Source organism: Nonomuraea candida, from assembly GCF_000725485.1.
In the GTDB taxonomy this organism is placed as follows: domain Bacteria; phylum Actinomycetota; class Actinomycetes; order Streptosporangiales; family Streptosporangiaceae; genus Nonomuraea; species Nonomuraea candida.
Genome location: NZ_JOAG01000078.1, coordinates 1 through 24,007 on the forward strand (window position 1 = coordinate 1; position 24,007 = coordinate 24,007).

Annotated in this window: 19 protein-coding genes; 5 read left to right on the plus strand and 14 right to left on the minus strand. The window is 74.0% G+C overall.

Features of this window, described 5'->3' with window-relative positions; translation table 11 throughout:
• Positions 1-91: 91 nt before the first annotated feature.
• The 6 genes from IO39_RS41655 to IO39_RS41680 form a co-directional block, all read right to left on the minus strand.
• Complete coding sequence (locus IO39_RS41655; RefSeq protein WP_245642577.1) at positions 92-1,096, minus strand: C40 family peptidase; 1,005 nt, start codon at positions 1,094-1,096, stop codon at positions 92-94.
• Positions 1,097-1,365: 269 nt separating this feature from the next.
• A complete protein-coding gene (locus IO39_RS41660) occupies positions 1,366-2,760 on the minus strand; it encodes a hypothetical protein (protein ID WP_043636559.1) in 1,395 nt (464 codons plus the stop codon).
• Positions 2,761-2,809: 49 nt separating this feature from the next.
• The gene (locus IO39_RS41665) at positions 2,810-3,556 is read right to left on the minus strand and encodes an alpha/beta fold hydrolase (RefSeq protein ID WP_043636562.1); all 747 of its coding nucleotides are present in this window, start codon (positions 3,554-3,556) and stop codon (positions 2,810-2,812) included.
• A gap of 72 nt (positions 3,557-3,628) precedes the next feature.
• The gene (locus tag IO39_RS41670) at positions 3,629-4,528 is read right to left on the minus strand and encodes an aldo/keto reductase (RefSeq protein WP_043636565.1); all 900 of its coding nucleotides are present in this window, start codon (positions 4,526-4,528) and stop codon (positions 3,629-3,631) included.
• A gap of 92 nt (positions 4,529-4,620) precedes the next feature.
• Complete coding sequence (locus IO39_RS41675) at positions 4,621-5,946, minus strand: PP2C family protein-serine/threonine phosphatase (RefSeq protein ID WP_043636567.1); 1,326 nt, start codon at positions 5,944-5,946, stop codon at positions 4,621-4,623.
• A gap of 73 nt (positions 5,947-6,019) precedes the next feature.
• Positions 6,020-6,568 carry a dihydrofolate reductase family protein gene (locus tag IO39_RS41680; RefSeq protein WP_043636604.1) on the minus strand — a complete coding sequence of 183 codons (549 nt, stop codon included), beginning with the start codon at positions 6,566-6,568 and terminating at the stop codon, positions 6,020-6,022.
• A gap of 91 nt (positions 6,569-6,659) precedes the next feature.
• Between IO39_RS41680 and IO39_RS41685 the strand changes: the two genes are divergently transcribed.
• Positions 6,660-7,130: a pyridoxamine 5'-phosphate oxidase family protein gene (locus tag IO39_RS41685; protein WP_043636571.1), complete on the plus strand. Its 471-nt coding sequence runs from the start codon at positions 6,660-6,662 to the stop codon at positions 7,128-7,130.
• Positions 7,131-7,165: 35 nt separating this feature from the next.
• Here IO39_RS41685 and IO39_RS41690 read toward each other — a convergent pair whose 3' ends face one another.
• Positions 7,166-7,480: an ArsR/SmtB family transcription factor gene (locus tag IO39_RS41690; RefSeq protein WP_043636574.1), complete on the minus strand. Its 315-nt coding sequence runs from the start codon at positions 7,478-7,480 to the stop codon at positions 7,166-7,168.
• A 100-nt stretch (positions 7,481-7,580) separates the two neighbouring features.
• Here IO39_RS41690 and IO39_RS41695 point away from each other — a divergent pair, with 100 nt between their 5' ends.
• Positions 7,581-9,017, plus strand: a complete 1,437-nt coding sequence (locus IO39_RS41695; RefSeq protein ID WP_043636576.1) for an FAD-dependent monooxygenase — start codon at positions 7,581-7,583, stop codon at positions 9,015-9,017.
• Between the two features lie 23 nt (positions 9,018-9,040).
• On the opposite strand, the gene IO39_RS41700 is transcribed toward IO39_RS41695, so the two are convergent.
• The gene (locus IO39_RS41700) at positions 9,041-9,802 is read right to left on the minus strand and encodes an SDR family NAD(P)-dependent oxidoreductase (protein WP_043636579.1); all 762 of its coding nucleotides are present in this window, start codon (positions 9,800-9,802) and stop codon (positions 9,041-9,043) included.
• A 172-nt stretch (positions 9,803-9,974) separates the two neighbouring features.
• Between IO39_RS41700 and IO39_RS41705 the strand changes: the two genes are divergently transcribed.
• Positions 9,975-12,263, plus strand: a complete 2,289-nt coding sequence (locus tag IO39_RS41705) for a HelD family protein (RefSeq protein WP_043636582.1) — start codon at positions 9,975-9,977, stop codon at positions 12,261-12,263.
• 90 nt (positions 12,264-12,353) lie between these two features.
• Here IO39_RS41705 and IO39_RS41710 read toward each other — a convergent pair whose 3' ends face one another.
• A complete protein-coding gene (locus IO39_RS41710) occupies positions 12,354-12,845 on the minus strand; it encodes a MarR family winged helix-turn-helix transcriptional regulator (protein ID WP_084774455.1) in 492 nt (163 codons plus the stop codon).
• 99 nt (positions 12,846-12,944) lie between these two features.
• Here IO39_RS41710 and IO39_RS41715 point away from each other — a divergent pair, with 99 nt between their 5' ends.
• Positions 12,945-16,229 (plus strand): efflux RND transporter permease subunit, encoded by a 3,285-nt coding sequence (locus IO39_RS41715; RefSeq protein WP_084774457.1) that lies wholly within the window; start codon positions 12,945-12,947, stop codon positions 16,227-16,229.
• 198 nt (positions 16,230-16,427) lie between these two features.
• Here the strand turns inward: IO39_RS41715 and IO39_RS41720 are convergent, their stop codons facing one another.
• Entirely contained in the window at positions 16,428-17,369 is a 942-nt protein-coding gene (locus IO39_RS41720) for an AraC family transcriptional regulator (protein ID WP_043636585.1), read from the minus strand.
• Between the two features lie 102 nt (positions 17,370-17,471).
• On the opposite strand from IO39_RS41720, the gene IO39_RS41725 reads away from it, so the two are divergent.
• The gene (locus tag IO39_RS41725) at positions 17,472-18,395 is read left to right on the plus strand and encodes an MBL fold metallo-hydrolase (protein WP_043636587.1); all 924 of its coding nucleotides are present in this window, start codon (positions 17,472-17,474) and stop codon (positions 18,393-18,395) included.
• Positions 18,396-18,430: 35 nt separating this feature from the next.
• Here the strand turns inward: IO39_RS41725 and IO39_RS58420 are convergent, their stop codons facing one another.
• The 4 genes from IO39_RS58420 to IO39_RS41745 all read right to left on the minus strand — a co-directional run bounded on the left by IO39_RS58420 (position 18,431) and on the right by IO39_RS41745 (position 23,680).
• Entirely contained in the window at positions 18,431-19,666 is a 1,236-nt protein-coding gene (locus IO39_RS58420) for a pentapeptide repeat-containing protein (protein ID WP_052424085.1), read from the minus strand.
• Positions 19,667-19,803: 137 nt separating this feature from the next.
• A complete protein-coding gene (locus tag IO39_RS41735) occupies positions 19,804-20,913 on the minus strand; it encodes an NHL repeat-containing protein (protein WP_043636590.1) in 1,110 nt (369 codons plus the stop codon).
• Positions 20,914-20,949: 36 nt separating this feature from the next.
• Positions 20,950-22,440, minus strand: a complete 1,491-nt coding sequence (locus IO39_RS41740) for a carboxylesterase/lipase family protein (RefSeq protein ID WP_043636594.1) — start codon at positions 22,438-22,440, stop codon at positions 20,950-20,952.
• A gap of 184 nt (positions 22,441-22,624) precedes the next feature.
• A complete protein-coding gene (locus tag IO39_RS41745; RefSeq protein WP_084774458.1) occupies positions 22,625-23,680 on the minus strand; it encodes an MBL fold metallo-hydrolase in 1,056 nt (351 codons plus the stop codon).
• Positions 23,681-24,007: the final 327 nt, after the last annotated feature.

Here is a 24,007-nt window from a genome sequence, read left to right on the forward strand (position 1 = left end):
CCGCCGAGGTCGACATATCCCGTTAAGGACCCGAGGTCAGTCAGGGGCTGGGTCAAACCCCGGGGGGAGGCGTTCATCTCCATCATCACTGTCAGGGGCGGATGGCGCCGACGAGGCGGCTGCGCCAGTAGTCGTCGAGGTCGACGATCTTCACCACGTCCCCGGTCTGCGGGGCGTGCACCATCTTGCCGTCGCCCGCGTACAGCCCCATGTGCCCCAGTCCCTTGCTGAACAGCAGGTCGCCGGGGCGCGCCGCGCTGAGCGGGACGCGCCGCGCCGCCCCCCAGCTCCACTGCGTGTACGTGGTGCGCGGCAGCTCCACCCCGGCCGCCCGCCACGCCGCCTGCGCCAGGCCGGAGCAGTCGAAGGAGTCCGGCCCCGTGCCGCCGTACCGGTACGGCTTGCCCACCTGCGCGAAGGCGAACTGCAGCGCCTCGCGCGCGTTGCCCGAGGCCGGGCCGCTGTAGGTGACGCCGGTCGCGCGCGGGTTCCCGGTCTTGTACGCGCCCAGCCGCCGCAGCAGCCGCGTCTGCTGCTCCACCAGCTTCTCTACCTTCGCCCGCTGCCTGCGCACGCCGTCGCGCGCGCCCTCGGCCTCGGCCAGCGCGTCCTCGGCCCGCTCGCGCCGCTCCCGCAGGTCCTCGGTGGCCTTCTCGAAGGCCCGCAGTTTGGCCGCCCGGTCCCTGGCCATCTGGTCGAGCGCGGCCATGCCGCTGAACATCGCCTCCGGCCCGCCCCGTACCACGAACCGCTGCCAACCCAGCGAGGGCCCGAACTGGTACTCCTGCACCGCCATCGCGGCGATCTGCCGGCGCAGCTCCTCGGCGCCCGCGCTCCTGTCGGCCAGCTCGGCGTCCAGCGCCTCGTACTTCTGCCGGGCCTTGCGGTGCGCCTCCGTGGCCTGGTTGTAACGCTCGACGAGCTGGTCGGCCTGCTCGTTCAGCTCCACCAGCCGGGCCCTGGCCCTTGCCGGCGCCGGGTCCGCCACGACGCCGGGCACCGCCGCGGCGGGCCCGGCCGGCGCCAGGCCGAGGGTCACGGTCAGCGTCATGGCCAGGCCCGCCACCGCCGGCACCCGCCCGAGCCCCGCGTTCATCACGCTCACGCCTCCTTCGAACCGTTCCATGGGAAGGTACGCAGGCGTCCCCGGCGGCGTTCAGAGCCAGAAGCGCGGGTTATCGCGGCACGCCGGGGCGCGGCACGCCGGGAGGTACGCGGGAAATCACGTCAGGGAGTTGCGAAGCGCGCGGCGATCGTCCGGGCCGCTTCGTCGACCGCTCGCGACTGCTCTTCCTTGGTGATCGACCACGTACCGTCCGCGAGCGCTGTTAGTCAGACTGGCCCCTGACCGGCCGCGCCCCCGGCTCACTCGCCGGGGTGCCAGTCGATCTCCTCCCGCTTGGCCAGGAACTCCTCGGCCACCGGCCACTCCAGCGGCAATGGCATCGGGTAGGTCGTGCGGATCCGGGCCAGCTCCCGGCGGGCCCTGATCAGCCCGGCGAAGTCGCGCGGATACGTCCCGGTGTCCACCCCGGTGAACACCCCGACCTTCCGCGCCCGCCCGAGCAGCTCCCGCCAGTCCGCCACGCTCGCCAGCCCCACCGACTCCACCCCGTGGGAGAACAGCATCAGCCGGATCTCGTCGAACGCCTCCACGCCGTCCAGGTACGACAGGGCGCGCCGCCGCGACTGCTCGGCGTTGAAGACCATCCAGTACGGCACCGACCCGCTGCGCAGCGTCCACCACGGCTCCAGCAGCAGGAAGCACTCGACCAGCAGCCGGTCGCCCGGCAGGCCGCGCCGCGCGTACCAGCTCCGGTACAGGTCGGCCACGACCGGGCTGAGGTCCTCCGGCTCCTCGAAGCGCAGGCGGGCCAGCCGCCAGCCGTTGCGCCGGGCCAGGTCGGTCAGGTCGCCGAGCAGCTCGGGCTCGAAGCCCCACTCGGCCTCCGGGCTCTCGCCGTCGGCGGGCGGGTAGTCCCAGGCGCGCCGGTCGGAGCCGTACCGGCGCAGGTAGGCGGCCACGCGCGGCCCGCCGTGCTCGTACTCCTCGGGGGTCGCGCCGCCCAGCGCGCCGTGCTGGAACAGGTAGCGCGGCCCGACGCGGGTGACCGGCCTGCGCAGGCCGCAGTCCACCACGACCAGCGTCGCGCCGCGCGGCAGCGTCTCCTCCAGGAAACGCCGGTACGCGGCGGCCAGGCGCCGCCACTTCACCCGGAAGTACGTCATGCCGGCGATCATCAGCCGGTCCTGGTTGGCGTCGTGCATGTGGTGCAGCACCAGGTCGGGGTTGGCCGCCAGCAGCGCCTCCCCGGCCGGACGGGTCACGGCCAGGTCGCCGCGCGGGTCGTCGGGGCTCACGCCGTGGCGGCGCACCGGCAGCAGCAGCGTCTGCGGCAGCCACGGCACGCCCAGCGCCGCGGCCAGGTGCACCAGCGCCCCGTTGGAGGAGCCGACGAACGCCACCGGAGACGGCCGGCGCGGGTAGTGCCCGCTCACCCAGCCGGCCAGTTCCTCGGAGCGGATCTCGGGGACGCGCCGCGCGGGCACGGCCTCGGCCCAGCCGCTGAGCGCGTACGCCCGCTCCTTCAGCGCGCGCGGCAGCCGGGCGGCGCCGCCGGCCAGGGCGGAGATCGGCGCTTCCAGCGCGGCCGGGGCCTGGCCGAGCAGCGGGACGTCCTTGTCGTGCAGGAAGCGCGACAGCGCCCGCAACATGCCGGTGGCCGAGTCGAAGCTCGCCACCGCCCTGCCCGCCCTCATGCCGCCACCTCCCGCCGGCCGCGGCCGGGCCGCGCGTGGTGGTGCGGGTTCACGCGGTCACCTCCTTCAGGAAGGCGGTGACCTCGCGGGCCAGCCCGCCGGGGTCGCGGTAGGGCACCATGTGGGGCAGGCCGTCCATGACCACGAGCCGGCCGCGGGGCAGCAGCCGGGTGACCTCCTCGGCCCACGACTGGCTGACCATGCGGTCCTTGCCGCCCCGTACGACCAGGGCCGGCACGTCGACGTGCGGCAGCTTGTCCTCGATCCGGTCGCGCATCGAGGCGCCGAACCCGGCCAGCACCCGGCGCGGCCCGGCGTCGAGGTAGTCGGCCACGTTCAGCGGCGCCATGCGGGGGCTCTCGCGCACGGAGTTGCGCAGCCACTGGCCGACCACCCGGGCCGGGGTCCTGGCGCGGGCGTCCACGGTCGGCCCGACCAGCACCAGCGACGCGACGCTGCCCGGATGGCGGGCCGCCATGTCCACCGCCACCTGGCAGCCGAAGGAGCCGCCGAGCACGCAGGGCCGCTCCAGGCCGCTGCCGGCCAGCCAGCCGGCCACCGCGTCGGCCAGCGCGGCCAGGGTGAGCGGGCGCGGCGGCTTCTCGCTGCGGCCGAACCCCGGCAGGTCGATGCTCCAGGCGTCGTGCGTGGCGCCCAGGGCGCGGACGAACGGCAGCAGCTCCCTGCTGGACACCCCGGCGCCGTGCACGCACACGACGGCCGGCCCGGGACCCCGGCTCCGCCAGCCCGCCACCTTCAGCCCGAGCGCGGTGCGTACGACGTGTTCGAGCGGCACGCCTCTCCCTTCTCGCGAGGGCTGCCCTCCTACCCGAGCCGTGATCGCCCGAACGTCCCCGCGCGGCCCCGGTCAGTCGACGGGTGAGGGCGGCGGGGTGCCGAGCGCCGCCAGGTCGTCCCAGAACTCCTCCGGGATCACCGCGTCCACCAGCGCGTCCAGCCCTTCCAGCCGCTGCACCGAGGTGATCCCCACCACGGTGGAGTGCACGCGTGGCTCGCGCAGCGAGAAGTGCAGCGCGGCCGCCGCCAGGGCCACCCCGTGCCGCTCGCACAGCTCCCGCACCCGCTCGACGTGCGCCCCGAACTCCGGCGAGATCGGCCGGTACCCGTAGCGGCCGGCGTGCCGGGGCGAGCCGGACAGGATGCCGCCGCCGAAGGGCGCGGCGTTGAACACGGTCATGTCCCGCTCGGTGGCCAGCCGCAGGATCTCCTCCGCCCGCCGGTCCACCAGGGTGTAGCGGTTGTGGGTCAGGACCGCGTCGAAGGCGTCGGTGCGGATGTACTCCTCCACCAGGGTGCCCCCGGCCGCGGCGATGCCGATCGCGGCCACCAGCCCCTGCTCGCGCAGCGACACCAGGGCCGGCACGGCGCCGCCCGGCGCCATCGCCTCGCGCACCGTGATCGTGAACGGGTCGTGCAGGTGGTAGATCGGCAGCGTCTCGACGCCGAGCCGGGAGGTCGTCTCCTCGAACGAGCGCATCACCCGGTCGCCGTCGAACACCCCCGTCTCCGGCTCCCGGTCCGCCTTGGAGAAGACGGTGACGCCGCCGGTGAGCGCCTGGCCGATGAGGGTCTCGCTGCGGCCGCCGGCGTACTCGTTGGAGGTGTCGAGCTGGCGGAAGCGGCCGGACATCAGCGCCCGCGCCAGCCGCTCGTCACCGTCGTGGCGGCCCAGCGACGAGGTGCCGAGGGTCACCGCCTCCAAGGCCGTGCCTGTTCCCGGTACGCGGCGCGCCTGCTGCTCTGACACCCTTGCTCCGCCTTTCTGGCTGCTTCTGGCTGATCATGCGATTCGCACCTGATCATCGCACGGGCCCGGCCGGCGGCCGCGGGGGGAAGACGCTAGGGGACGAGCTGGTCGCGGCGGCGGGTCTGCCACTCGACCGTCATCACGGTCGCGTCGTCCTGGAGCCGGCCGCGCTGGTGGGCCAGGATGGCCTGGATGAGCCGCCGCAGCGTCTCGGGGGCCGACACCCCGTCGGCCTCCCGCCGCAGCACGAACTCGATGAACCGCTCCAGCCCGAACAGCTCGCCGTCGGGGCTCTGCGCCTCGACGATCCCGTCGGTGTAGAACAGCAGCCGGTCGCCGGGCTGGAGCTGGTGGCGCAGGACCCCGGTGCCGGCCTCCAGGCCGAAGCCCATCGGCGGGTCGGGGACGCTCTCCAGCGTCCTGACCAGCCGGCCCTCCCGCAGCACCAGCGGGGGATGGTGGCCCCGGTTGACCCAGGTCAGCAGTCCGGTGCGCAGGTCCAGGTCGGCCAGGATGCCGGTGGCGAAGCGGCCGGTGAACTGGCTGCCGATCGCCGCGTCGATGGCCTGGCCGGCCTCGGCGAGGGTCTCGCCGCGCCTGCGGTGGTTGCGGAAGGCGCCCATGGCGATGGAGGCGGTCAGGCCGGCGGAGGTGTCGTGTCCCATGGCGTCGAAGATCGACAGGTGCAGGACGCGGTCGCTGATGGCGTAGTCGAAGGCGTCGCCGCCCATCTCGTACGCGGGTTCGAGCGCGGCGCTGACCACCACGTCATCGTTGGCGAACGTGCCGGGCGGCAGCAGGTTCCACAGCACCTCGGCCGACAGGGTCAGCGGGCGGGCGCGGATCACCCGGGCGTAGGAGTCGCTGTGCGGGCGCTTGCTGATCACCAGCAGCGCCACCAGCGAGGCCAGGTCCTTGGCCCGCAGCTCCATGAGCTCCCCGCCGCACGCCGCCTCCGCCCCGCCGCCGAACTCCCGCTCCCCGCCGCACGCCGGATCGGGCCCGGCCCCAGGACCGGACGCGGGATCGTCCCCGGGGTCCGGGGCCGGCTCGCCGGGCGGCGCCACGGTCAGGCCCAGGACGCCGATCCGCTCGGTGCCGTCCAGCAGCGGCAGCCACAGCCGGGTCCCGCCGCCCTCGGCCGGTCCGGGGCGGGTGCGCACGATCTCCACCATCCGGAACGCCCGCCCCGGCACGGTGCCCTCGATGCGGAGGGTCTCCAGCGGCCCGCCGTCGGCGGCGTGCTGCCCGGGCAGCGGCACGAGGAGCTGCTGCTGCAGGTCGGTCACGTAGATCAGGACGTGGGAGAAGCCGGCCGTGCGGGAGCAGCGGGCGACCGCGGGCGGCACGCCCTCCATCGCGGTCAGGTGGAGGGCCTGCAGCAGCCCGCTCAGGGCGCGCTCACCGTCGCTCCGCACGTCCTCGCTCCCTCGCTGGTGGCCTGCCTACCCCCTACCCATCCACCAGCGGAACGCTCCCGAACCCCGCCCGTCACTCGGGGCGGTCGCCGACCGCGTAGGTGGACTGCACGACGCCGGCGCCGAACACCTTGGTCGACAGGTGCGTCAGCGGGATGTCCCGCTCCAGCGGCCCGAACAGCGGCAGCCCGGTGCCGATCAGCACCGGCACCGTGGTGATGGTCATCTCGTCGATCAGCCCGGCGCGCAGGAACGCGCGCACGACCTGCCCGCCGTCGGCGTAGACGCTCTTGACGCCGCGCTCCTCCAGGTCGCGCACGAGGTCGTCGAGGTCGCGGTGGACGCTGACGCGCGGGTCGGCGCCGATCGGCAGGGTGGTGCTGAGCACGGCGACGTGCCGCCCCTCGTGCGGCCACGGGTCGTAGGTGAGACCGGGCTCGTACGTGCCCCGCCCCACCACCACCGCGTCGATGCCGTCGATGAACTCCTGGTAGCCCAGGTCGCCGCCGGCGGCCGCGCCCCGGCTGGTGAGCCAGTCGAGGTCGCCGTCCGTGCGCGCGATGAAGCCGTCGAGGCTGACCCCGATGAACACCGAGGACGTGAAGGAGCGGCTCCGGGACATGTGCGCCTCCAATTAGTAAATGTAGATTCATTTATGAATGTAACACGAAGCCGGCCCGGTTCTGTCGGTGGCGGCGGCCATGATGGGGGCCATGGCTTCATGGCACGAATTCGAGAGCCAGGCGCCGGAGCTGGCGCGCTCCGCCCGGCGGCTGATGGACACCTACCGGCACAAGGTCCTGGCGAGCCTGCGCAAGGACGGCTCGCCCCGGGTGAGCGGCATCGAGACGAGCTTCGGCGACGGCGAGGTGTGGACGGGCTCCATGCCCGGCGCGGTCAAGGCGGCCGACCTGCGGCACGATCCCCGGATGGCGATCCACGTCACCTCCCGCGCGCCCGAGGAGGCCGACCCGTCCTCCTGGGAGGGTGACCTGAAGCTGGCGGGCCGGGCGGTCGAGGTCGCCGGCGACGACCGGCCGGCCGCCTTCCGCGCCGCCCACCCCGACTCCGACCTGTTCCGCATCGAGCTGACGGAGGTGGCCTGGACCAGGGTCGAGGGCGACGAGCTGGTCATCACCTCCTGGCGGGAGGGCGCGGGAGTGCGCGAGTTCCGCCGCAAATAATCTACAACGTAAAGGTGGGCGCCTGAGGCTGAAACTCAGGCGCCGCCCTCGTGCGGCCGGAGTTCCTCCTTCATCACCAGATCCAGCAGCCCGGGGAAGCGCGCGTCGAGGTCCTGCCTGCGCAGCGTGATGAACTGCTTGCGCCCCTCGGGCCGCTGGAAGATCACGCCGGCCTCGCGCAGCACGCGCCAGTGCGTGGTCAGCGTGGACTTCGGCACGTCGGGCACGATCGACCCGCAGAACTGCTCCTCGCCCGAGCCGAGTGCCCGCACGATCCGCGCCCGGACCGGGTGGCCCAGCGCCGCGAGGACGTCCAGCAGGTCGATCTGGTCGCGTGACGGATGCAGCATGGCCCGATTGTACGCATGTCCCGGACAGTGATTTGACGAACCGCCCGATCGGCGCGACCATCTCGGACTGTACGACGTTCCCGAACAATCGGAGGCTGGGATGGACGACGTCGCGATCGTGGGGGGCGGCCCCGTGGGCATGCTGCTGGCCGCCGAGCTCGGGCTCCAGGGCGTGCGCCCCCTCGTGCTCGAACGGCTGGTGCTTCCATCGGAGGAGTCCAAGGCGGGCACGCTGCACGCCCGTACCGCGCAGAGCCTCGACCGCCGCGGCCTGCTGGAGGCGGTCGGGCGGTCGAGCGGCGGGAGCGTGAGCTTCCACTTCTCCGGCATGTTCGGGCTCGACCTGGGCGCGGTCGCGGAGGAGGGCGTGAGCATCGTCGGCAGCCCGCAGGCGTGGGCCGAGCAGGTGTTCGCCCGCCGCGCGGCCGCGCTGGGCGCGGAGATCCGGCGGGGACAGGAGGTCACGGGCCTGGTGCAGCACGACGACCACGTGGTGCTGACCGCCGGCGGGCGCGAGCTGAGCGCCCGCTACGTCGTGGGCACGGACGGCGCCCGCAGCACGGTGCGCCGCGCCGCCGGCATCCCGTTCACCGGCACTCCGGCGCGGGTGGCCGCCCTCATGGGCGACGTGCGGCTGCTCGACCCGTACGGCGTGCCGCCCGGCTACACCCGCACCCCGCGCGGCTGGATCATCGTCTGGCTGAACCCGGCCGGGCACAGCCGCGTCACCACCTACGACTTCCGCGCCCCGCACGCGGACCGCCAGGCCCCGGTCACGCCCGAGGAGCTGCGCGAGGCCGCCGAGCACGTCCTCGGCAGGCCGGTCCCGATGGCCGGCGCGCGCAACCTGTCGCGGTACGGCGACGCCGCGCTGCAGGCCGAGACCTACCGCGCGGGCCGGGTGCTGCTGGCCGGCGACGCGGCCCACGTGCACTTCCCGTGGGGCGGGCAGGGGCTGAACACCGGGCTGGAGGACGCGTTCAACCTGGGCTGGAAGCTCGCGGCGCAGGTGCGGGGGCACGCGCCGGACGGGCTGCTCGACAGCTACCACGCCGAGCGGCATCCGGTGGCCGCCCGCGTGCTGTGGAACGTGCGGGCGCAGACCGCGCTGGCCGACCCGCATCCGTCGGTCGATCCGCTGCGCGAGCTGTTCGCCGAGCTGATGGGCTTCGAGGAGGTGAACACCTACCTGAGCGGGATGATCAGCGGCGTGCACACCACCTATGACGTGGGCGTGCCGGGGGCCGGGCGGATGGCCGCCGATCTGGTGCTGAAGACCGGCGACGGGCCGGTCAGGCTGGTGGAGCTGCTGCGGGAGGGGCGGCCGCTCCTGCTCGACCTGGCCGGCCGTGACGATCTGGTGGCGCAGGCGGCGGGCTGGGCCGATCGGGTGGACGTGGTCCGGGCCGCCGCCGACCATCCGGCCGACGCGCTGCTGATCCGGCCCGACGGATACGTCGCGTGGACGTCCGCCGCCGGTGCCGGCCACCCCCTGGCGGACTCGCTCGCACGGTGGTTCGGCCGCCCCCGGGGGTGAGCCGCGGCAGGGCGGGCCGGGGATCAGTGGACGAAGAAGCCGCCGTCCACGAAGAGCATGTGGCCGGTGACGAACGCGGAGGCGTTCCCCGCCAGGAAGACCGCCGCGCCCTCGAAGTCCTCCGGCACCCCGTTGCGGCCCGCCATGTGCCGGGCGGCCAGCGCCTCGACGCGGCCGGGCACGGCCTGGGCGGCCGTGGTGAGTGGGGTCAGCACGAAGCCGGGGATGATCGTGTTGACGCACACCCCCTGGGCCGACCACGCCTCGGCCTGGGAGCGGGTCAGGCCGGCGAGCCCGGCCTTGGCGGCGCCGTAGGCCCCGCTGTCGCCGAAGGCGCTGATGGACTGCTGGGAGCCGACGTTGATGATGCGCCCCCAGCCGCGTGCGGCCATCCTGGGCCCGTAGTGCTGGCCGAGCAGGTAGGGCGCGGTGAGGTTGACGGCCATGGTGCGCTCGTAGTCGTCCACGGTCAGCTCGGCCATGGGCTTGCGGATGTTGTTGCCCGCGTCGTTGACCAGGATGTCGATGTCGCCGGCCGTCTCGCACACGCGCCTGACGTCGGCGCGGTCGCCCAGGTCGGCGCTGATCCGGGAGGCGGTGACGCCGTGGCCGCGCAGTCGGGCGACGGCGTCGTCCAGCTCCTTCTCCCTGCGGGCCACCACGACGACCTCGGCGCCGGCCCGCCCGATCGCCTCGGCCATGGCGTACCCGATCCCGGAGCTGCCGCCGGTCACGAGCGCGCGCCGGCCGTGGAGGGAGAAGAGCTCCCGCAGATAGTCGGACATGGACGGTCAAGCTAGCACCCCGCGGATCACCGTCCGCCGCAGAGCCCGGCGTGTCCGGCCGCGCCGGGGGAAAGGGAGGGCGTTTGCGCGCGCCCGGGCGCGGGGTTAAGCTCGAATACTGCCATTCTCCAAACGAGCTTTCACAGAACTCCCGTTAGGAGCATACCACCGAATGACTAATCGTCAAGATGGTCTCGCGCAAGCCCTTGACACCGAGCAGCGCACCGTGTCGTGGCTCTACGGCATGCTCGACGCCGCGCGAGAGCGGGCGCGGGAGACCCTGCGCGAGGTGTACCGCAGGGGCGGCACGGGCACCCGGCAGGCGCGGGTCGAGCGTGAGGCGCTGGCCTCGGAGCAGGCCCGGCGGCTGGCGCGGCTCGAGGCGGTCGAGCGGGGCCTGTGCTTCGGCCGGATCGACGACGACTCGGGGAGCAGCACGTACATCGGCAGGATCGGGCTGCGGGACGAGCGGCACGAGTCGGTCCTGATCGACTGGCGGGCGCCGGCGGCGCGGCCGTTCTACGTCGCCACGGCGACCGATCCGGGCGGCCTGGTGCGGCGCCGGCATCTGCATCTGAAGGACCGGCGGGTGGTGGGCATCGACGACGAGGTGTTCGACCTGGAGGGGATGAGCGAGGGCGACCGGCGCACGCTGGTGGGGGAGGCGGCGCTGCTGGCGGCGCTGCGGCGGGGGCGTACGGGCCGGATGGGCGACGTGGTGGCGACCATCCAGACCGAGCAGGACCGGGTGATCCGGGCCGGGCTGCAGGGCGCGCTGGTGGTGCAGGGCGGCCCGGGCACCGGCAAGACGGTGGCGGCGCTGCACCGGGCGGCGTACCTGCTCTACACCCACCGCGACACGCTCGAGCGGCGCGGGGTGCTGGTGGTGGGCCCCAATCCGATGTTCCTGCGCTACATCGGGCAGGTGCTGCCGGCGCTGGGGGAGACGCAGGTGGTGATGACCACGGTCGGCGAGATGTTCCCGGGCGTGCGGGCGCGGGAGGCCGACGGCGGGGCGGCGGCGGCGGCCAAGGGCGACGTGCGGATGGCCGAGGTGGTGGCCGGGGCGCTGGCGCTGCGGCAGGGCGCGCCCGAGGGCGATCTGGTGGTGGAGCTGGACGGGCTGCGCCTGCGCGTGCCGCACGAGACCTGCCTGCGGCTGCGCGAGCGGGCGCGGGCGGTGCGGCTGCCGCACAACATGGCCCGCAAGCTGTACGTGACCGAGCTGCTCAAGGAGCTGGCCAGGGCCGAGGCGCGGGCGCTGGAGGAGTCGCTGCGCATCGAGGAGCTGGTGATCGAGGGCGAGCCCGAGCTGGCCGAGCCGCTGGACCTGGAGGGCGACCTCGACGAGCTGGACATCGAGCTGGCCTCGCGCCGGCTGTGGGAGGAGCCGGCGGTGCGGCGCGCGGTGGACGGGCTGTGGCCGGAGCTGACGCCGCAGCGGCTGGTGTCGGAGCTGCTGTCCTCGCCGGGGACGCTGCGCGCGGTGGCGCCGGCGGGCCTGGACTGGGAGTCGCTGGTGCGCCCGGCGGGGTCGCCGTGGACGGCCGGCGACGTGCCGCTGCTGGACGAGGCCGCCGAGCTGCTGGGCGAGGACGACTCGGCGCGGCGGGCCGCGGCCCGGCGGGCGCGGGAGGAGCAGGAGGGGCTGGAGCTGTACGCGCGGGAGGTGCTGACCACGACGGGCGTGGCCGAGGAGGGCGTCTTCGGCCGGGCCGACGTGCTGGCCGGCCGGCACGCCGACGACGGCGCGGCCCTGACCACGGCCGACCGGGCGGCGGCCGACCGCACCTGGGCCTACGGGCACGTGATCGTGGACGAGGCGCAGGAGCTGTCGCCGATGGCCTGGCGGATGGTCATGCGGCGGGTGCCGGCCAGGTCGCTGACCGTGGTGGGCGACCTGGCGCAGACGGGGTCGGCGGCGGGCGCGCGGTCGTGGGGGGAGGTGCTGGACCCGTACCTGAAGGGGCGGTGGCGGGAGGAGCGGCTGCTGGTCAACTACCGCACGCCGGTGGAGATCATGCGGGTGGCGGCGGACGTGCTGCGCGCGTACGCGCCGGGGCAGGTGCCGCCGGAGTCGGTGCGCGACGGCGAGGCCGAGCCGCGGGCGGTGCGCATGCCGGTGGGGGCGCTGCCCGGGCTGGTGGCGGCGGAGCTGGCGGAGATCGGTGAGGGCCGGGTGGGGGTGGTGACGCCGGACGCGCGGCACGCGGAGGTGGCGCGGCTGTTCCCGGAGGCCGACCTGGACGCGCCGGTGGTGGTGCTGACGGTGACGCAGGCCAAGGGGCTGGAGTTCGACGCGGTCGTGGTGGTGGACCCGGCGGGCATCATCGGGCAGTCGCCGCTGGGCGGCCAGGACCTGTACGTGGCGGTGACGCGGGCGACGCGGCGGCTGACCGTGGTGCACGAGGGCGACCTGCCGCCGGTCCTGTCCCGCCTGGCCCAGAAGTCTACTTTGTAAAGGCGGCGGGCTGGGACATCCCGAATCCGCCGCCGGGAAAATCCTCCGGCGACGGAACCAGGGGGCGGGGCCGGGCGTTGTCGGGGTGGGTCAGCCCGCGCGGGGCCCACCGGGTTCGTCTCCGGTGCGGTCCTCGTGGGCGAGCTTGGCGGCGACGTCGCTGATGGTGCGCGTGACGCTGTCGAGGGTGCGCAGGGTGTCGGTGTCGAGGTGTTCCATGATGCGCCGGTAGTGGTGCAGGCCGGCGTTGTTGATCTCCTCGATGAGCTGCGTGCCGACGGGGGTCAGCTCGACGCGGCGCACGCGGCGGTCGTGCGGGTCCTCGTGGCGGCTGACGAGGCCGTGGGCGACGAGGCGGTCGACGATGCCGGTGACCGTGCCGAGGCCGACGCCCAGGTGGTGGGCGAGGTCCTGGCCGGAGGCGGAGCCGTTGACCGACAGGAGCATGATGACCTTGAGCTGTCTCAAGGTGAGGTTGGAGCTGAACAGGGGGGACTGGTGCTGGGCGATCAGCCGGCCCAGGCCCCGTTGGGTCTCGGTGATCCGGCGGATCAGGTCTTCGCGTTCGTTGCTCACGCTCACCTCTCGCTTCCTGAGAAGGTTATCAGGAACGCTTGGGTGATCTAAATATTCGCACAAGGCAAAGTGTTAGTCTGGGGCGAACTCTTTGAGGGGGAGTCTATGACCGCATTCGCCCGGTTGAGCCTGGTCAACCGCAGCCTTGTGATCTTGGTGGCGGTCGTGCTCAGCGCCTTCGGCGCGTTCACGATTCCGCAGTTGAAACAGCAGTTGCTGCCGTCTTTGTCGTTTCCCGGCGCCTTCGTGGTCGCGCCGTATCCCGGCGCGTCGCCGGAGATCGTCGAGGACCAGGTCACCGCCCCGATCGAGGACTCGTTCCAGGGGCTGGCCGGGATGGAGCAGATGACCTCGACCTCGAAGGAGGGCCTGGCGCAGATCCAGGTGGCCTTCGAGTACGGCACCGACGTCGAGGCCGCGCTGAACAAGATGCAGCAGGCCGTCAGCAGGGTGGCGCTGCCCGACGGGGTGGACCCGCAGGTGGTGGCCGGCAACACCGACGACATCCCGGTGCTGGTGCTGGCGGTGGGCGACGGCGGTGACGAGCGGGCGATGGCCGACAAGCTGCGCCGCATCGTGGTGCCGGAGTTGCAGGCCGTCGAGGGCGTGCGGGAGGCGGCGGTCACCGGCACGCGTGACGAGGTCGTGACGATCGAGCCGGACGCCAAGAAGATGGCGGCGGCGGGCGTGTCGGCGGCGCAGATCCCCGAGGTGCTGAAGGCGAACGGGACCCCGATCCCGGCCGGCACGCTGACGGCGGACAACAAGTCGCTGTCGGTGCAGGTCGGCTCGCGGGTCGACTCGGTGGAGAAGCTGAAGGACCTGTATCTGACGCCGGCGCAGCCGTCGGCGGCGCAGCAGGCGCAGGCCGCCCAGGCCGCCCAGGCGCAGGCCCAGGCTCAGGCTCAGGCGCAGCAGGGGCGGATGCCGGCCGGCCAGCCGGGCCAGGCGCGGCAGGCGGTCCCGCAGCAGCCGAAGCCGCTCAAGCCGGTCAAGCTGGGCGACGTCGCGAAGATCACGCGCGGGCTGGCGGACGCGACCGCGATCACCCGTACCGACGGCAAGACCAGCCTGGGCGTGTCGGTGACGATGGTGCCGGACGGCAACGCGGTGTCGATCTCGCATGAGATCAACGAGAAGCTGCCCGAGCTGACCAAGGCGCTGGGCGACTCCTCTGACACGGCGATCTCCGTGGTGTTCGACCAGGCCCCGTACGTGGAGCAGTCGATCGAGAGCCTGACCACCGAGGGCCTGCTGGGCCTGGCGTTCGCGGTGCTGGTCATCCTGGTGTTCCTGCTGTCGGTGCGCTCGACGCTGGTGACGGCGGTGTCGATCCCGCTGTCGGTGGTGATCGCGCTGATCGCGTTGTGGGCGGGCGACTACTCGCTCAACATGCTGACGCTGGGCGCGCTGACGATCGCGGTGGGCCGGGTCGTGGACGACTCGATCGTGGTGCTGGAGAACATCAAACGCCATCTGGCCTACGGCGAGGCGAAGCTGCAGGCGATCCTGACGGCGGTGCGCGAGGTGTCCGGGGCGGTGACGGCCTCGACGCTGACGACGGTGGCGGTGTTCGCGCCGATCGCGATGGTGGGCGGCATGGTGGGCGAGCTGTTCAGCCCGTTCGCCATCACGGTGACGGTGGCGCTGCTGGCCTCGCTGGTGGTGTCGCTGACCGTGGTGCCGGTGCTGGCGTTCTGGTTCCTGCGCTCGCCGGAGCTGACGCCGGAGGAGGCGCGCAAGCAGCGTGACGAGGCCGAGGCCAAGGAGCTGCGCTCGCCGCTGCAGCGGGCCTACCTGCCGGTGCTGCGCTTCGCGACGCGGTTCAAGCTGGTGACGATCCTCATCGGGGTGGCGGTGTTCGTCGGCACGATGGGGCTGGCCGGCGGGCTGCAGACGAACTTCCTGGACTCCTCGGGGCAGAACACGCTGTCGTTGTCGCAGCGCATGCCGGTGGGCACCGACCTGGCCACCACCGACAAGGCGGCCGAGAAGGTCGAGGGTGTGCTGGCCGGCGTGGACGCGGTGGAGACGTACCAGGTGAACGTGGGTGGCGGCAACGCCATGATGGGCGGCACCGGCGGCGGCGCGGACCGCGCGTCGTACTCGGTGACCTTGGCGGAGGACGCCGACACCGTGAAGGTCGAGCAGGAGCTGCGCGAGCGGATCGGGAAGCTGTCGGGGGTGGGTGAGGTCACCGTCGGCGGCGCCGGCGGGGGCGGGTTCGCCACCGACACGATCGAGATCATCGTGCGGGCGCCCGACACCGGGACGCTGCGGGCGGCCACCGACACGGTCAAGACGGCGATGGGCGAGGTGTCCGGGCTGCGTGACCTGGCCTCGAACCTGGAGACGAGCGCGCCGCGGATCGAGGTCGTGGTCGATCGCGAGGAGGCGGCCGAGCGCGGGCTGTCGGAGGCGCAGGTGGGCCAGGCGGTGGCGCAGGCCTTCCGCGGGGCGCCGCTGGGGCAGATCACGCTGGACGGCCGTGCCAGTGACCTGGTGCTGCGCGGCGCGGACGCGCCGGAGGACGCCAAGGCGGTCGAGGACCTGAAGCTGCCGACGGCCGCCGGGATGGTGAAGCTGTCGACGGTGGCCGACGTGCGGCAGGTGGCCGGTCCGACGCAGGTGACCAGGATCGACGGTGAGCGCTCCGCCACGGTGTCGGCCAAGGCGGCCGACACGGGCGATCTGGGCGCGGTGACGCAGGAGCTGACGGAGAAGCTGGACGGGCTGGCGCTGCCGTCGGGCGCCTCTTATGAGATCGGCGGCGTGTCGGCCGATCAGGCCGACGCCTTCGCCGACCTGGGCATCGCGATGCTGGCGGCGATCGCGATCGTGTTCCTGATCATGGTGGCGACGTTCCGCAGCTTCATCCAGCCGGTGATCCTGCTGGTGTCGATCCCGTTCGCGGCGACGGGCGCGATCGGGCTGCTGGTGGCGACCGACACGGCGCTGGGCGTGCCGGCGCTGATCGGCATGCTGATGCTGATCGGCATCGTGGTGACGAACGCGATCGTGCTGATCGACCTGATCAACCAGTATCGCGAGCAGGGCATGGGCGTGGTGGAGGCGGTGATCGAGGGTGGCCGGCGCCGGTTGCGGCCGATCCTGATGACCGCGGTGGCCACGATCTGCGCGCTGACGCCGATGGCGCTGGGCGTGACGGGGTCGGGCGGGTTCATCTCGCAGCCGCTGGCCATCGTGGTGATCGGCGGCCTGATCTCCTCGACGCTGCTGACCCTGGTGCTGGTGCCGACGCTCTACGTCGTGGTGACCCGCGACCGTGACGGCGGCCCCCGCCACTCCGCCTCCGGCTCGCAGGCCGGGCGTGAGGCCAAGGGCGGGCCGGGCAAGGGTGAGGCGGATCTCGCGGGCCAGCCGGCCTGACGGATCCTCCCGGCGGATCCTGGGGCGGCCGGTCCTTGGTGGACCGGCCGCCCTTCGGCGTTTCCGCGGCCGGGTAGTACGGCGTGCGGGCGGCCGGCCGGGTATGGCGTGCGGGCGGCCGGCCGGGTATGGCGTGCGGGCGGCCGGCCGGGTATGGCGTGCGGCGGGCGGCGTTTTCGGACCCCCGGGAGGCCGGTCTCAGCGCGGGGAGGCGTCGGGCGTTCCCTGCCGGGCCGTGGCCTGCCGGTATCGCCCCGGTGTGGTGCCGAACTCCCGCTGGAAGGCGTGGGAGAGCGCGTACGGGCTGCCGTAGCCGACGCGGGCGGCGATGGCGGCCAGGGTTTCGCTGGTGTCGCGGAGCAGGGTGGCGGCCAGGATCACGCGCCACCAGGTGAGGTAGGCCATCGGCGGGCGGCCGACCAGGGCGGTGAACCGGCGCGCCAGCGTGGGGCGGGAGACGCCCGCCTCGGCGGCCAGGCGCTCGATGCTCCACGGCGCGGCCGGTCGCGCGTGCATCGCCCGCAGGGCGGCGGCCGTCACCGGGTCGCCCAGGGCGCTGGGCCAGGCGCCGGTGGTGGTCTCGCTCATCCAGGCGCGGATCATGTAGACGAGGAGGAGGTCGAGCAGGTTCGGGAGCGCCACGCAGGAGCCGGGCCGCACCTGGTCCAGCTCGCCGGCGAGCAGGTCGATCGCGGCGCGGAGTTCGAGGTGGGCGCCCACGCGGCTGGGAAGGTGGACGACCTCGGGCAGCTCTGCCATCAGCGGGTGCATGCGGCTGCAGTCGAGCCGGTAGGTGCCGCACAGCAGCTCCGTCCCGCCGCGGTCGGGCCGGGCCCTCGGCCCGGTCCGCGTGAGCCATTGCTCGAACGGCACCGCCCGCCGCGCGGCGGCCGCCGCGTCGAGGGGAGCGTCGGCGATCACGTGGCCGGCGCCATGGGGCAGCAGCACCGCGTCGCCCACGCCGAGGGAGACCGGGGCGCCGCCGTCGGTCAGGAGCCAGCAGGCGCCCTTCAGGACGACGTGGAAGCCCGCGCCGTCGTAGGCGTCCAGCCGGGCGCACCAGCTCCCGCTCGTCCGCACCCGGTGGAACGACGGGTGCCCGAGGTGCGCGGCGGAGATCGCGTCACTCACCACATCCACCCGTCCAGGGTATCTCTCGTATAAGGGCGTGAGACGGGCTCGTATCTTCTTGAGCTGAATGCGCATTGAGAGGATCGTCCGGCCCTTCTTAGGGTCGTGCCCATGATGAACGGCAACGAGAGTGCGCAGCGCATGACCCTGGGGGACGTCGAGGTCATCCGGATCGTCGAGTGGCACGCGCCCTTCCTTTCCGTCTCCGGCATGTTCCCGGGGTCCGGCGCCGGGGTGTGGAAGGACAACGAGGACTGGCTGGCGCCGGACCACTGGGAGCCGGGCAGCGGCCTGGTGGTGGCCGCCCTGCAGAGCTGGGTGCTGCGCAGCGGCGGGCGGACCGTCCTGGTCGACACCGGAGCGGGCGACGGGCGCGAACGGCCGGGCATGGGGCCGTTCCACCGGGCCCGCAGCGATTTCCTCGGCCTCCTGGCGCGGGCCGGCGTGCGCCCGGAGGAGGTCGACGTCGTGGTCAACACCCACCTGCACGTCGATCACGTCGGCTGGAACACTGTGGAGGCGGACGGGCAGTGGGTGCCGGCGTTCCCCCACGCCCGGTACCTCATCCCGGCCGCCGACGACTTCCACTACGGCCCGGGCAACGCGTACGGCGGCGGCGCGCACGAGGCCGACCGCCTGATCTACGAGGACAGCGTCGCGCCCGTCCACCGGGCCGGGCAGGCCGTGCTGTGGGACGGCCGGCACCGCATCGACGAGCACCTCACCCTGGAATCGGCGCCCGGGCACACGCCCGGCTCGTCGGTGCTGCGCCTGGCCTCCGGCGGCGACCGGGCGGTCTTCGTCGGAGACCTGCTGCACAGCCCGGTGCAGATCCTCGACCCCTGCCTCAACAGCAACGCCTGCCTGGCCCCGGAACAGGCGGCGGCCAGCCGGCTGCGGATCCTCGGGCGGGCGGCCGACGAACGGGAGCTGCTCGTACCCGCGCACTTCGGCGGTGCGGGCGCCGTGGAAGTGCGGCGCGACGGCGCCGGGTTCGCCCTCGGCCCATGGGCGGCGGCCGGCCCGGCGAACTGATGACGCCGAGGGAGGCTTGGCGGTGTGCGCCGCGGTCAGAATCGCGTGGCCGCGTCGACGCGGGCCACCTTCCTGATCTCGCTTTCCGTGATGCCCCGTACGGAGCGCAGATTCGCGCCGTGCAGGCGGGCGCCAGTCAGGTCGGCGCCGGTGAGGTCCGCTTCGGAGAGGTCCGCGCCGGTCAGGTCGGCGCCGGTGAGGTCCGCTTCGGGCAGGTAGCCGCCTCTCAGGTCCGCCCTGGTCAGGTTCGCGTTGTCCAGGTGTGCGCCCTTCAGGTTCCCGTGCACGATCGCGCGGGTCAGGTTCGCGCCGGTCAGGTCCGCGTCCTCCAGGTTCGTGCCGTTCACGTCGGCGCCGGTCAGGTCGGCGCCGTTGAGATCGGCGCTGCTCAGATCCGCGTGGAACAGGTTCGCGCGGCGAAGGTCGGCGCGGTCCAGGAACGCGCCGTGCAAACGGCTGCGGGACAGGTCGAGCGGGCTCAGGTCCCGGGTGCCGTTCCGGCGGCCGATGACGGTCAGCGCGGCCTGGGTGTCGGCGGCGGGGGTGAAGGAAGACTGGATCTTCTCGTCCACGGGTTTGCGGTCGCGCTCGCGGACGAACGCGGCCAGCACGTCGTAGACGGTCTGGTGATCGCGCGGGGAGTCCTGCGCGAGCCGTTCCAGGGCGTAGATGCCGCCCAGGCGGACGTTCATGGTCGCGGCGCCGAGTTGTTCGACGGCCTTGGTGTACCGGTCGGCGATCTGCCCCTGCTCGGCGGTCCGCTGGGCCCGCTGGGAGGCGTCGAGGGACTGCGCGGTGTACCACAGGCCCTGGGCGGTGAAGACGACGCCGCCGATGACGACCAGCCCGGTCGCGGCCTGGATCAGGGTGTGGCGGGCGGCGTTGACGGCCTCCACGCGTTCGGCGGCGGTCAGCTGCCCGAGCTCGGCCCGGGTGAGCGGCTGGTGCTCGCCGGCCAGGCGGCGCGCGGCCGGGCCGAGCAGCACGGCGATGCCGAGGACGGCGGCCCCGGCCAGGGCGGCGCCGGCCAGGGTCCAGCGTCCCCAGTCGGGGATGCTCTCGTCGGTCGCCGCGGCGGCGGCCCCGGCGATCGCCGCCAGCAGGGGGACGAGCCACAGCGCCCGGCGTGCCCACCGCCGCGCCCGGCGCTCGGGCGGGGGCGGGGCGGGCGGGGGAGCCGCTTGCGCGGCCCGGGTCACGCGGCGCGCCCTGGCCGTGGTCGCCACCGCGATGACCTGCCGGCTCGGTAGCCGCGGCTGCCTGGTTCTCACGGCTCAATTTGATCTCTTCCCGCGCACGGGCGGGGCCTGGGTACCTCAATCGTTACCACGGCCGGCGGCGGCCCGGCGGCGGCCCGGCCGTCGTCGCTGTGCGGCCGGATGGCGTGATCGTGACGTGGCGGGGCGCGTCACGGGGTCAGCCGGTAGAGACGTGACGCCTGGGTGCCCTGCCTGGCGTACACCCACACGCGGGTGGTGCCGGGCACCGGCGCCAGGTCCATGATCTCGGTCGGGCCCTCCGGCAGCGGGTGCTCGGTCCACCGCCCGTCCTTGACGTGCAGCAGGTACGGCCGGCGCCCCTCGGCGGGGTTGGCCGCGATCCACACCCCTCCCTCGGTGTCCGCCCGCGCGGCGGTCAGCGCGGTGCCGGGCATCGGGCGCGGCACCCGGCTCCACCGCCCGTCCCGCCAGCGCAGGACGACGCCGTCGGCGGCGACGGAGTGCGGGCACGCGCCGGGCTCGCCCACCAGGACCGATCCCACGGCCCAGGCGTCGCCGTCGGCGGGCACGGCCAGCGCCTGGACGGCGAACCGGGGCCGTCCGGTGCCGCTCACGCAGCCGGTGGGGGCGGGGGACGGGGCCGGGACGTGGGGCAGGGGGTGGACGCTCCACCGTGAGCCCTCCCATCGGATGGCCCGGGCCGCGCCGCCTGCGTGCTGGATCGCCCAGAGATGTCCCGGGCCGGAGGCGGCGACGCGCTCCAGCCACGTCGAGCCCGGCTCGCCGCCGGGCGGGCGTACCGGTTTCCACGTGCCGCCGTCGCGGCGGTGCAGGTACCACCCGCCGTACTCGCCGGTCTCGGCCAGCCACACCTGTCCCCTGGCGGTGACCGCCAGGTCCTTGCTGTCGAGGTCCTCGTAGCGGGACGGCCGGGGCCGTCTCACCCACGCGTCCCGCACCCGCTGCCACACGCCGCCGGCCACCAGCCAGAGGTCGTCACCGGCGGGCGAGGTCCGGAACCCGAAGCCGTACCCCGCGATGCGGAAGTGCTCCGGCGGCCGCGCGGTCCGCCAGGCGCGCCCGTCCCATCGGAGCATCAGTGGCGTGTCGCCCGCGGCGAAGGCCCACGCCTCCCCGGTGCTCAGGGCGGCGATCGAGTGCCACTTGTGCTCGCCGGGCCCGTTCCAGGTGTGCGTCAGCTGCCACGACCCGGCCGGCGCGTCGGGGGTGCGGGCTGGTGATCCGGCACCGGGAGCACATCCCGCGAGCAGCAGAAGCAGGACCCAGGCCAGTCGCATACCGGCTCATCCTAGGACGATTCACCGCCGCCCGGGTCAGGTCCAGGCCAGGCGCTCCGCGGCGCGGGGGTCGTCGACCAGGGTCCAGCCGGTGTCGATGCGCATGGTCGCCCGGCGGCGGGTGTCGTACGGGTCCCAGCCGGGGTCGCCGGTCCGGGCGAACCGGACCCAGGCGCGGTGGACGCGGCCGGCGAGGTGCGCGGGCGCCGCGCCGGGGCCGAGCAGGGCGTGGGGGCCGTGCAGCTCGGGCCGGTCGGCCAGGTCGAAGACGAAGGGCAGCTCGACCGCGTGGGCGGCGCCGAGCCGCCCGTCCAGGGCCGGGGAGCGCCAGGCGAACTCGTAAGCGTAGGTGGCGGACCCGGGCAGGGCGGCGTGCGCGCCGGCCAGTGCGCGGCTGCCCGCGCCGAACAGGGCGTCGGTCATGATCGCGGAGCGCAGTTCCGCCGGCGACGCCCCGGGGCGCGACCTGCGGTAGGTCTCGACCAGCCGCTCCGGATCCGGGTGCGAGCGCGCCGCCGCCCCGTGGACGTCGGCGGCGGTCGAGGTGGCGTACGTGCCCGCCGGGACCAGATAGAGGTTGCCCTCCTCGGTGTTGGTGCCGACGAGCAGATCGACGCCCGCGCCCGCGCCGGCGGCGACCGAGGCGGCGGGCTGGGTGTCCAGGACGAGGCTGAAGGGGCTGAGCCCGATCAGCGGGTCGCGGTGGGTCGCGGTCCGCAGATCGAGGTCCGTGAGCCGGGAGGCGGCCGCGACCAGGTCTTCGTCGGGGACGCCGGCGAAGGCGGCGGCGTGGGCCTCGACGCCCAGGACCCGCGCCGCCGCCCCGGTGACGCGGGCGGCCTGCTCGGTGGTGAACGCGCCCAGCCCGCTGCCGCTCTGCACGATCGCCCGCCGGAACAGGCCGCGGTCCCCGGCGGTGGCCAGGACGCCGCCGACGATGGTCGCCCCGGCCGACTGGCCGAAGAGGGTGACGTTGTGCGGGTCACCGCCGAAGGCGGCGGCGTTCTCGCGCACCCAGCGCAGCGCGGCGACCACGTCGAGCAGGCCGCGGTTGGCGGGCGCGCCGGGCAGGTCGAGGAAGCCGGCGATGCCGAGCCGGTAGTTGAGGGTGACCAGGACGACGCCGTCGCGGGCGAACGCCGAGCCGTCGTACATCAGGGACCGCGTCGAGCCGGCGACGAACCCGCCGCCGTGCACGAACACCATGACCGGCAGCCCGCCGCCCCCGGCGGCGGGGGTGAAGACGCTGACGGTGAGGTAGTCCTCCCCGCGGCTCCAACCGGCGCCGAAGTAGGGGGACATGTCCACCGTGCCGAGCCTGCGCTCGGACTGCGGCGCGTTGGGGCCGGGCGCCGTGGCGTCGCGCACGCCGTCCCACGGCTCGTGCGGCCGCGGCGGCGCGAAGCGGCCGGCGCCGCGGGGCGGCGCGGCGTAGGGGATGTTCAGGAAGGTACGGACGGCGCCCCGGCGCAGGCCGCGGACGGCTCCCCGGTCGGTGGTGACGACGGGGCCGGGCTGGTGGTTCACGGCGATGCCTCTCCGGATCTCGCTGGGTGGGACGGGGCCGCACGGCGTCGTGCCGGGCTGCCGGGGGGTGGGCCGGAGGGCGCACCGGCCGGAGGGCGCCGGCCGGAGGGTGCGCCGGTTGGAGGCGCGGCGCCGGGCGGCCCGGGGATACGCCGGCTTGGCGGCGCGGGCGCGGGCGGCCGGGTCAGACGCGGCTGAAACCGGCCCACTTCTTGATCGTGAAGGTGCCGCCGTCGCGCACCACCTCGGCGGCGCCGTGGCCGGGCAGGTGCGCGGGCAGGATGAGGGCCTTGTGGTCGGCGGCCCACTCCAGCTCGCGGCGCCGGGTCGCGAGCGCCTGCTTCTCGTCCTCCTCGAAACAGCTGTTGAACTCGGGATGTTCGAGCTGCAGCGGGGTGTGCAGCAGGTCGCCGATGAACACCGCCCTGTCGCCGCCCGACTTCAGCCGGAGCACCGACGAGCCGGGGGTGTGCCCGGCGGCGAGGTGCAGCGTCAGGCTGGAGTCGAGGGTGTAGGCGTCCTCCCACAGCGTCACCTGGCCCGCCTCGTGCACCGGCAGCACGCTGTCCTCCCAGACGTTCTGGTTGCCCTGCCAGTACTTCGGCCGCACCGGGCCCGCGGGGTTCCAGAAGTCGAACTCGACCTTCGGGATCAGGTAGGTGGCGCGGGGGAAGGTGGGCACCCAGTCGCGGCCCTCGCGCCGGGTGTTCCAGCCGACGTGGTCGTTGTGCAGGTGGGTGTTGACGACGACGTCGACGTCCTGCGGACGCACCCCCGCCCGGGACAGGCGGCGCAGGAAATCGGTGTCCATGTACTGCCACTGCTTGGCGTACGGGCGGAACTTGCCGTTGCCCGCGCCGGTGTCGATCAGGATCGTCCTGCCCTCGCTGCGCAGGACCCAGGTCTGCAGGGCGGAATGGACCATGTCGGTGCCCGGCTTCCAGAAGTCCGGGCTCAGCCAGTCCTTGTTCTCCTCCCACAGCTCCGCCGGGCTGCCGGGGAAGAACTGGCGTGAAGTCAGGCCGACCGGGCCGCTGAACTCCACGACGCGGGTGACGGTGACCTTGCCCAGCCGGATCGTCTCGACGCGGGTCCGGCCGCCGTCCCCGGCCAGGGCCGCTGCGGACGCGCCCGCCGGCCGGGCCGCCACGCCGCCCAGCAGCCCGGCGGCGCCGAGGCCTGCCGCGACCGCGGCGAAGCCGCGCCGGCTCAGCGCGGGTGAAGGATCAACACTGTTCATGTCTGCACTCCGTTGCGATATGTCACCAAGTCCCGCACCGCCTGATGAGGCCAGGACCGCGCGGTAGGGCCGCTTTCCCGATGGCCGCGCGGCGGGACGTCCACCATCGTGCTCATCGCGGGCGCCGGCCGGTATCCGTCACCCGACTGCACGTGCCGCCCTCCCGGCCGGCGCCGGCCGGCCGGAATATCCCGGGCGGGGCGGGTGTTGCAAGCCGGTCCGGACACCCGACGTCAGGACCGGCGCCCTTGGGCGAGGCAGACGCCATCCCGGCCCTCATCCGAGCGAATTCCTGGAGCATCCGTGGACCATGGTGGAAGGGCTCAA

Coding starts and splice junctions, on each gene's coding strand:
- IO39_RS41655 (WP_245642577.1), bottom strand. CDS start 1,096: ATGAACGCGGGGCTCGGGCGGGTGCCGGCGGTGGCGGGCCTGGCCATG.
- IO39_RS41660 (WP_043636559.1), bottom strand. CDS start 2,760: ATGAGGGCGGGCAGGGCGGTGGCGAGCTTCGACTCGGCCACCGGCATG.
- IO39_RS41680 (WP_043636604.1), bottom strand. CDS start 6,568: ATGTCCCGGAGCCGCTCCTTCACGTCCTCGGTGTTCATCGGGGTCAGC.
- IO39_RS41685 (WP_043636571.1), top strand. CDS start 6,660: ATGGCTTCATGGCACGAATTCGAGAGCCAGGCGCCGGAGCTGGCGCGC.
- IO39_RS41690 (WP_043636574.1), bottom strand. CDS start 7,480: ATGCTGCATCCGTCACGCGACCAGATCGACCTGCTGGACGTCCTCGCG.
- IO39_RS41695 (WP_043636576.1), top strand. CDS start 7,581: ATGGACGACGTCGCGATCGTGGGGGGCGGCCCCGTGGGCATGCTGCTG.
- IO39_RS41700 (WP_043636579.1), bottom strand. CDS start 9,802: ATGTCCGACTATCTGCGGGAGCTCTTCTCCCTCCACGGCCGGCGCGCG.
- IO39_RS41705 (WP_043636582.1), top strand. CDS start 9,975: ATGACTAATCGTCAAGATGGTCTCGCGCAAGCCCTTGACACCGAGCAG.
- IO39_RS41715 (WP_084774457.1), top strand. CDS start 12,945: ATGACCGCATTCGCCCGGTTGAGCCTGGTCAACCGCAGCCTTGTGATC.
- IO39_RS41725 (WP_043636587.1), top strand. CDS start 17,472: ATGATGAACGGCAACGAGAGTGCGCAGCGCATGACCCTGGGGGACGTC.
- IO39_RS41735 (WP_043636590.1), bottom strand. CDS start 20,913: ATGCGACTGGCCTGGGTCCTGCTTCTGCTGCTCGCGGGATGTGCTCCC.
- IO39_RS41745 (WP_084774458.1), bottom strand. CDS start 23,680: ATGAACAGTGTTGATCCTTCACCCGCGCTGAGCCGGCGCGGCTTCGCC.